At 37.6% G+C, this 6969-nt stretch carries 6 protein-coding genes; all 6 read left to right on the top strand.

Features of this window, described 5'->3' with window-relative positions:
• Positions 1-1303 (top strand): hypothetical protein (locus tag FTT63_RS14015; RefSeq protein WP_218954018.1); only part of this gene is annotated, 1303 nt, incomplete at its 5' end.
• 95 nt (positions 1304-1398) lie between these two features.
• Positions 1399-2271, top strand: coding sequence for a restriction endonuclease (locus tag FTT63_RS14010; protein ID WP_104988056.1), 873 nt, complete (start codon positions 1399-1401; stop codon positions 2269-2271).
• Positions 2272-2460: 189 nt separating this feature from the next.
• Positions 2461-2712 (top strand): DUF4041 domain-containing protein, encoded by a 252-nt coding sequence (locus FTT63_RS14005; RefSeq protein ID WP_104988057.1) that lies wholly within the window; start codon positions 2461-2463, stop codon positions 2710-2712.
• An 884-nt stretch (positions 2713-3596) separates the two neighbouring features.
• On the top strand, positions 3597-5462 hold the full coding sequence (locus FTT63_RS14000; RefSeq protein ID WP_104988058.1) for a copper resistance system multicopper oxidase: 1866 nt from the start codon (positions 3597-3599) through the stop codon (positions 5460-5462).
• On the top strand, positions 5449-5787 hold the full coding sequence (locus FTT63_RS13995; RefSeq protein WP_104988059.1) for a hypothetical protein: 339 nt from the start codon (positions 5449-5451) through the stop codon (positions 5785-5787). Before FTT63_RS14000 ends, FTT63_RS13995 begins: the two co-directional genes overlap by 14 nt.
• The gene (locus FTT63_RS13990) at positions 5774-6718 is read left to right on the top strand and encodes a copper resistance protein B (RefSeq protein WP_004668309.1); all 945 of its coding nucleotides are present in this window, start codon (positions 5774-5776) and stop codon (positions 6716-6718) included. Before FTT63_RS13995 ends, FTT63_RS13990 begins: the two co-directional genes overlap by 14 nt.
• Positions 6719-6969: the final 251 nt, after the last annotated feature.

The raw sequence follows: 6969 nt of genomic DNA, 5'->3' as shown, positions 1-6969 counted from the left end.
TGTTATTGGCGCTGCTATGGCCAACGTAGCAGGACCGTGGGATCATAAAAGTGCTGCTATGGAAGCTCTTGAGAAAGCTACTCAGCCTTGGAACAGAAACAGTGTTATTGGCGCTGCTATGGCCAACGTAGCAGGACCGTGGGATCATAAAAGTGCTGCTATGGAAGCTCTTGAGAAAGCTACTCAGCCTTGGAACAGAAACAGTGTTATTGGCGCTGCTATGGCCAACGTGGCAGGACCGTGGGATCATAAAAGTTCTGCTATGGAAGCTCTTGAGAAAGCTACTCAGCCTTGGAACAAAAACAGTGTTATTGGCGCTGCTATGGCCAACGTAGCAGGACCGTGGGATCATAAAAGTTCTGCTATGGAAGCTCTTGAGAAAGCTACTCAGCCTTGGAACAGAAACAGTGTTATTGGCGCTGCTATGGCCAACGTGGCAGGACCGTGGGATCATAAAAGTTCTGCTATGGAAGCTCTTGAGAAAGCTACTCAGCCTTGGAACAGAAACAGTGTTATTGGCGCTGCTATGGCCAACGTAGCAGGACCGTGGGATCATAAAAGTGCTGCCATGGAAGCTATAAAAAAATATGCCTCATCTATAACAATTAATGAATCATTAGGTCTAGAAGCGGATACACAAAAAATTCTAGCAGCAACTACTCTAATGCCAGATTTAAAAACTAAAATTCAAAGTCTTCATCATAAAATTTCAAATGATTTATGGTTAGAAAGACAAAATTTAATAAATAGAGATTCTACTTTTATTCAGAATAATAAAAACATTACTGATAATTTTAACCAGTTATACGGACAAGAACTCCATATAGATAAAGATGCAGCTCAAGCTATAGATTCAGTTATCCATGATACAGATGCACTAAATATAGCGTCTGAACTAATTGATATAGGAATTTTTGATACATCAAGTGGATCAATTATTTATGATTATTTTAAAAACACACCTGAACCACAAAGAAATAATATTTTTATTAATTTTGTTATACCAATAATTTTAACAATAGCTATGTCGATCTCATCAGAAATAGAACTTATTCAATCTAATAAAAATCAGATAGTAAATTCCATAAATAATATTAAAGGTCATGCGGTATTAACATCTAACAGCTTCTTAAGAGCGACACCCGATGGAGAAAATATTTTAGAAATTGAAAAAAATACATTAATTGAAGTATATAAAACTGATAATTTACCTACAGGATGGGTATTAGTAAAATTAAATAAAGATAATATTGATATAAAAGGATATTTAAATATTTCTGATATTAAACCACTTATAGATTAGAGTTAATTATAAGTTAGCTTCCTTTAAAATAATGGTAGTTATATGAATTTTTAAAATATAGTAAAAGGTGGCTTTTAGCTCAACTACGGATATTTATGAAGTTAAAACTTAGAGACATAACGATATTTAATCGTATATTTGGTGCAGAAGGTGGATATCTTCTAGATTTTAGTGATAGAACCCTTATCCATTTCTTTGATGAAGAGTTAAATATTGACATTGATAATGAACAGTACAAAGAAGATGGGACAAGTAAAGCTAAGCGTGTGCGCTGTCTTCTCAAAAAAGTCGATGCAGATACCGCTTTGCATGTTTTAGATAAATTATGGTCATACCGTATGTCTTTAGATCCGTCTAGTGCAACTAGAGATCTAGCTGAATACAATGCTCTGATCGTAAGTATAAAATCTTTAGATAAAAATTTATCAGCTAGATTGCCATCGGTAATTCCACCCAAAAACTCATTCAGTGACATTGATTACACACATTTAATATCCGAAATGGATAGGATTAAACTGTTACCCCCTCATCCTCGTGGATATGCATTTGAACTATGGTTAAATGAGCTATTTAAAGTATTCAAAATGGATCCAAAAGGGAGCTTTAGAAATACAGGGGAACAAATAGACGGTAGTTTTAGAGTGGATGGGGCTTACTATTTAATGGAAGCAAAATGGCATAGTAAAGAAACGCCAGCTAGTGATCTACACGCATTCCAAGGTAAGCTTAATGGAAAGGCTTCATGGACTAGAGGTGTTTTTATCAGTTGGCAAGGTTTTAGTAGTGATGGTTTAACTGCTTTTGGAAATGGTAATAGAATTGTTTGTATTTCAGGTAGAGATATACATCAATGTCTGAAATCAAAGATACCTTTTCCTGTCTTATTGGAGGCAAAGCTAAGACATGCATCTGAAACAGGGGAGTGTTACATTGCCTATGAATATATTAGAAATCTCCCTAAGCCTTAGATATAAGTCACTACAAGGATATTTTTATTATTTAACATAAAATCTCTCGGGCTATGGGGAGATTCATGCCGCGCGGCAGTTAAAAGAAGTCCGCTGTAAAATAAAAAATGCCATTGCAGCAAGCACGGGGGGCAATGTGAGTATGTCGAAGAAAATCGCCAACTTTCTGCCATCGCTCTGGTTACTCATGTGTTTAACAGTAAAGCTGATCTGTATTTATCCCAATTAGACCATGACACTGTGGACCTGTTTATTCAGGCACTACAAGATGACTTTATCCTGATCAATCATTATGGAGAAGCATTCGGTCATACCCGAATTCATGAATCATTTTTAAAGTTACGTTTGGAAGAATTTAAACTTATAGCCCTGGTTTTAGCCTTCAAGGCACAACAACAGACTGGGTCAAGTGAATTTCAACAGCAGAGGGTGGAAGGCTAATACCAGCGATCTATAAAAATGGTAGAAAGAGGGTACTGTTGCAAATAGGGACCTAAGTCGATGATATTCGCTTCAAAAAAGCTTAGACACACTTCACCCTGATGTTGGCCATAATAAAATGACGAAATTTATCCTTTAAGGCCATATGGCTGATCTGATTGTTCACCTTGACTTATTAAAATCGTGGAACATTGATCAAATAGTAAGCGTGGAACGTAATAAATCATAAAAAAGCCCCGATTGGAGAAAAGGGGCTTTAAAGATTGTATTATACCATTGAAAAATAAAGAAAAAATATAAGAATTTCGTATAAGGTGTATTATGTTAATTTTAGAGAAACTACTAAATTATATTGAGTTGTAAATATTTGAAAATTCCGTTAAGATATTTTGGATTAAATTCTATTGCTAGATAGCATTCGTGTTGACTCATCTCTCCAAAAAACTTTGGTTTTGTTTTCTTATGATTTTTGCCATAGGATGGAGTAGTGTGTCTGTTGCATCAGTAAAGATAATGCATATCAATATGCAAACTGAAATGAGCCAAGATCATTGTTTAGATCAAGCACAGCAAGTCACTCAACATGGTATTAATCACGAAGTACAGACGAATACCGATTGCCATAATCATTTAGCTCTTAATCAGAATATAGATCACAAAAAGTGTCAGGAATGTTCTAGCTTATCCTGCCAGACACAGATCTCATGTCTTCATTCTTTGCAAAGCTCGCTAGATCCCCTAGATACCTTCTATTCTATAGATCAGCCTAATTTTTATTACCCCAACCAATATCTAAATGGGTATTGGCAAGAAATTTCACGTCCCCCTAAAGCTTAACCAATTTTTTTAAAATTTATTTATTTTTCAAAAATTAAGGTTAAGTTATGTCTCATAAAATTAGTTCGTACCTATTAGCAGGTATTTGTTTTGCATCGTCGCCTTTGGTTTTTGCCGAAGTGCGTGAATATCAGCTTGTTATTGATGAAGCAGTGGTCAGCCCAACTGGAAAGCCTGTAAAGCGCATTACCGTAAATGGTCAATTTCCTGCGCCTTTGCTTGAGTTTGAAGAGGGTGATGAAGCCATCATTCGCGTGAAAAATAATTTAAAAAACCAAGATTCTTCTATTCATTGGCACGGACTGTTGTTGCCGGGCATTATGGATGGTGTACCGGGATTTAATGGTTTTAACGGTATTAAGCCTCAAAGCGAGTATGTTTATAAATTCAAGATTCGCCAAAGCGGGACTTATTGGTATCACGCTCATTCTAAAGGACAGGAACAGGACGGCTTATATGGTTCTTTTGTGATTTATCCAAAAGGTAAAACACCATTGGCAGCACATGAAAAAGCTGAACGTGACTATGTGGTGATGTTGTCAGATTTTCATGAAAAAACCAGTGATCAAATTCAGAAAGATCTTAAAATTTCAGCTGAATATTATCAAGATCAGCGTGAAACCTTGGGTGATGTTTGGAAGCAGGTTAAACGTGATGGCATAAAAGCGACATGGTCTGACCGCAAAATGTGGAATCAGATGCGTATGCTAAAAACCGACATGTCGGATGTTACAGGTTATACCTTCCTCATTAATGGCAAAACACCTGAACAAAATTGGACAGGAATGTTTAAACCGAATGAAAAAATTCGCCTACGTTTTGTGAATGCATCTGCGATGTCTTTCTACGATGTCCGTATTCCTAACTTGAAAATGACTGTGGTCAGTGCTGATGGTCAGCCTGTAAAACCTGTTGCTGTGGATGAGTTTCGTATTGGCACAGCTGAAACTTATGATGTGATTGTGGAGCCAAAAGGCGGACATTATCAAATTGAAGCTGAGTCAATTGACCGTTCAGGCTATGCGATTGGTACACTGCACAATGAACTAAATCCTATGACACATGGCATTCATATGCCTGCACCACGTCCACGCTCACTTTTGACCATGGAAGATATGGGACATGGTGGCGGTGATCATGCAGGAATGGATCATTCGAAAATGAACCACGGCAATATGCAAGGCATGGATCACTCGAAAATGGATCATTCAAAAATGAACCATGGCGATATGCAAGGCATGGATCACTCGAAAATGGATCATTCAAAAATGAACCATGGCGATATGCAAGGCATGGATCACTCGAAAATGGATCATTCACAGCATGGCACAGCAAAACCACAAGAAAATGATCAAGTGGTTTATGGTTGGGCAAATGCATCTACACCTGCGGGCAATAAAGCCTTGCAATATAGTGATTTAAAATCTTTAGAACCGCAAAAAGATACTCGTGAAGCTAGCAGTGAATTAGTAGTGCGTTTGGGCGGTACTATGGAGCGTTATATTTGGACGATTAACGGTAAAAAATTCAGCGATGCTGAGCCATTAAAAGTGAAGTATGGCGAGCGTATCCGTATCAAATTTATTAATGATAGTATGATGGCGCACCCCATGCATTTACATGGCATGTTTATGCAGTTGGAGAATGGTCAAGAGTCGGTAGATATGCCGAATAAACACACATTGATTGTACCACCGGGTAAAACAGTGACTGCTTTATTAACTGCGGATGAGTTGGGCGAATGGGCAATCCATTGTCATTTGTTGTATCACATGAGTGCAGGAATGATGAACAAGTTGATCGTGGCAAATGTTAGCGATGAACAAGTGTCTACAACGCCAATTCAAGGTACAAATTCGACTCAAACTCACCAAGTAACTGAGCAAAAAGGAGCTGGACATGCACATCACTAATTTTGTATTTAAAGCGTTTTTTTCTGTTGCGGTATTGAGTTTAACAAGCTTAAGTTTGGCGCACGAAGGGCATCATTCAACTGCTCAGACTGATGGAAAAAATGTACCATCAATGAATCATCAAGCGATGTCTGAGATGGATCATTCACAGCATTCTCCACAAGAGCATGCACAACACATGCAGATGATGGGGAAAATGAATCATACTGCACATTCAGCACCGATGAACCATCAACATGCAGGTCATCAGCCAATGCATCACAAATCAACAGAGAAACAGCAAGATCAAAAAGTACAGAAAGGAGATCAACATGCGCACCATTAATCTTTTTTCTAAAACTGTTTTAGCAAGCTCTTTGTTGATGGTCAGTGCAGTGAGTTTGGCACATAATGGTGAAGATCATAGTGCGCCTGAAAAAATGACAGTTGCTACATCTTCTAGTCAAAATCAGCCGATGCAAATGGATCGCTCTCAAATGAACCATAGCCAAATGAATCAGGCACAACATCAGGCAACATCTACGGTTAATCATTTACATCATGTACCAGATGCGAATGCTCAGCAGAGTTCGCATTATGATCATCGCTCAGAACACGGTGCGCAAATTTATGCGATTACGACAGTGGACAATAAGTGGCTTGTCAATGAAGATGGCACAGGTGATTTAAAGTCAGAGTTTGAAACCCGTATTGGCACAGATGAAAATAAGGTTTTTATTAAAATTCATGCCGATAAAGAAGAATCGCATGATGCACATTATGATGCCAAACTTTTATATAGCCGTATGATTTCAGACTTTTGGGATGCACAGATTGGTGCACGTTATCGTAGTGAAAAAGTTGAACTCAATGATCATCGCAAAGACACCGAAGAAAATGTTGATGCGGTGATTGGCTTACATGGTATGGCGCCATATTTCTTTGAAACTGATGCTTATCTCTATGCGGGAGAAGACAATTATGCGGGCTTTAGCCTAGAAACGGAACGTGATTTTCTGATTACGCAAAAGTTGATTATTCAACCTTATTTAGAGTTGGATGCTATCTTTAGTGATGACTCTAAATATGCGAAAAAAACTGGTTTAAGCAGTGCAACCGCAGGGTTTGAAACTCGCTATGAAATCAGTAAAAAGATCATGCCGTATATCGACATTGCCTATGAGTATTCAAAAGGTAATGATGAAACGTCGTGGCAAATAGAATCAAACTCTGAGAAAGGTTGGTTATATGGAGCTGGTGTTAGATTTAGATTTTAATTAATTTAATGATTACTAAATAGCTTTATTTAAATAAAACTCTAGCTTAATGTGGCCGGAAGCAAAATGTTAACTTATTTTGCTTCCTTCCATTTAACATAATGGCTGTTATGCGAAGTCGACTTGTAAGCCCAAAGTAGAAATGTCCGGTTTCTCCAAAGTAAAAATGTCCGCTTTTAGAATATGCACTTTTGCAATTTTCTTAGCGGACGGTTTGATATGTTGGTGTCTATGTCGGATAAAGAACTTAA

Origin of the sequence: Acinetobacter sp. C15, from assembly GCF_013420645.1 — a bacterium.
In the GTDB taxonomy this organism is placed as follows: Bacteria; Pseudomonadota; Gammaproteobacteria; order Pseudomonadales; family Moraxellaceae; genus Acinetobacter; species Acinetobacter indicus.
This window is presented reverse-complemented; position numbering and strand designations above follow the sequence as displayed.

Coding starts and splice junctions, on each gene's coding strand:
- FTT63_RS14000 (WP_104988058.1), top strand. CDS start 3,597: ATGTCTCATAAAATTAGTTCGTACCTATTAGCAGGTATTTGTTTTGCA.
- FTT63_RS14010 (WP_104988056.1), top strand. CDS start 1,399: ATGAAGTTAAAACTTAGAGACATAACGATATTTAATCGTATATTTGGT.
- FTT63_RS13990 (WP_004668309.1), top strand. CDS start 5,774: ATGCGCACCATTAATCTTTTTTCTAAAACTGTTTTAGCAAGCTCTTTG.
- FTT63_RS13995 (WP_104988059.1), top strand. CDS start 5,449: ATGCACATCACTAATTTTGTATTTAAAGCGTTTTTTTCTGTTGCGGTA.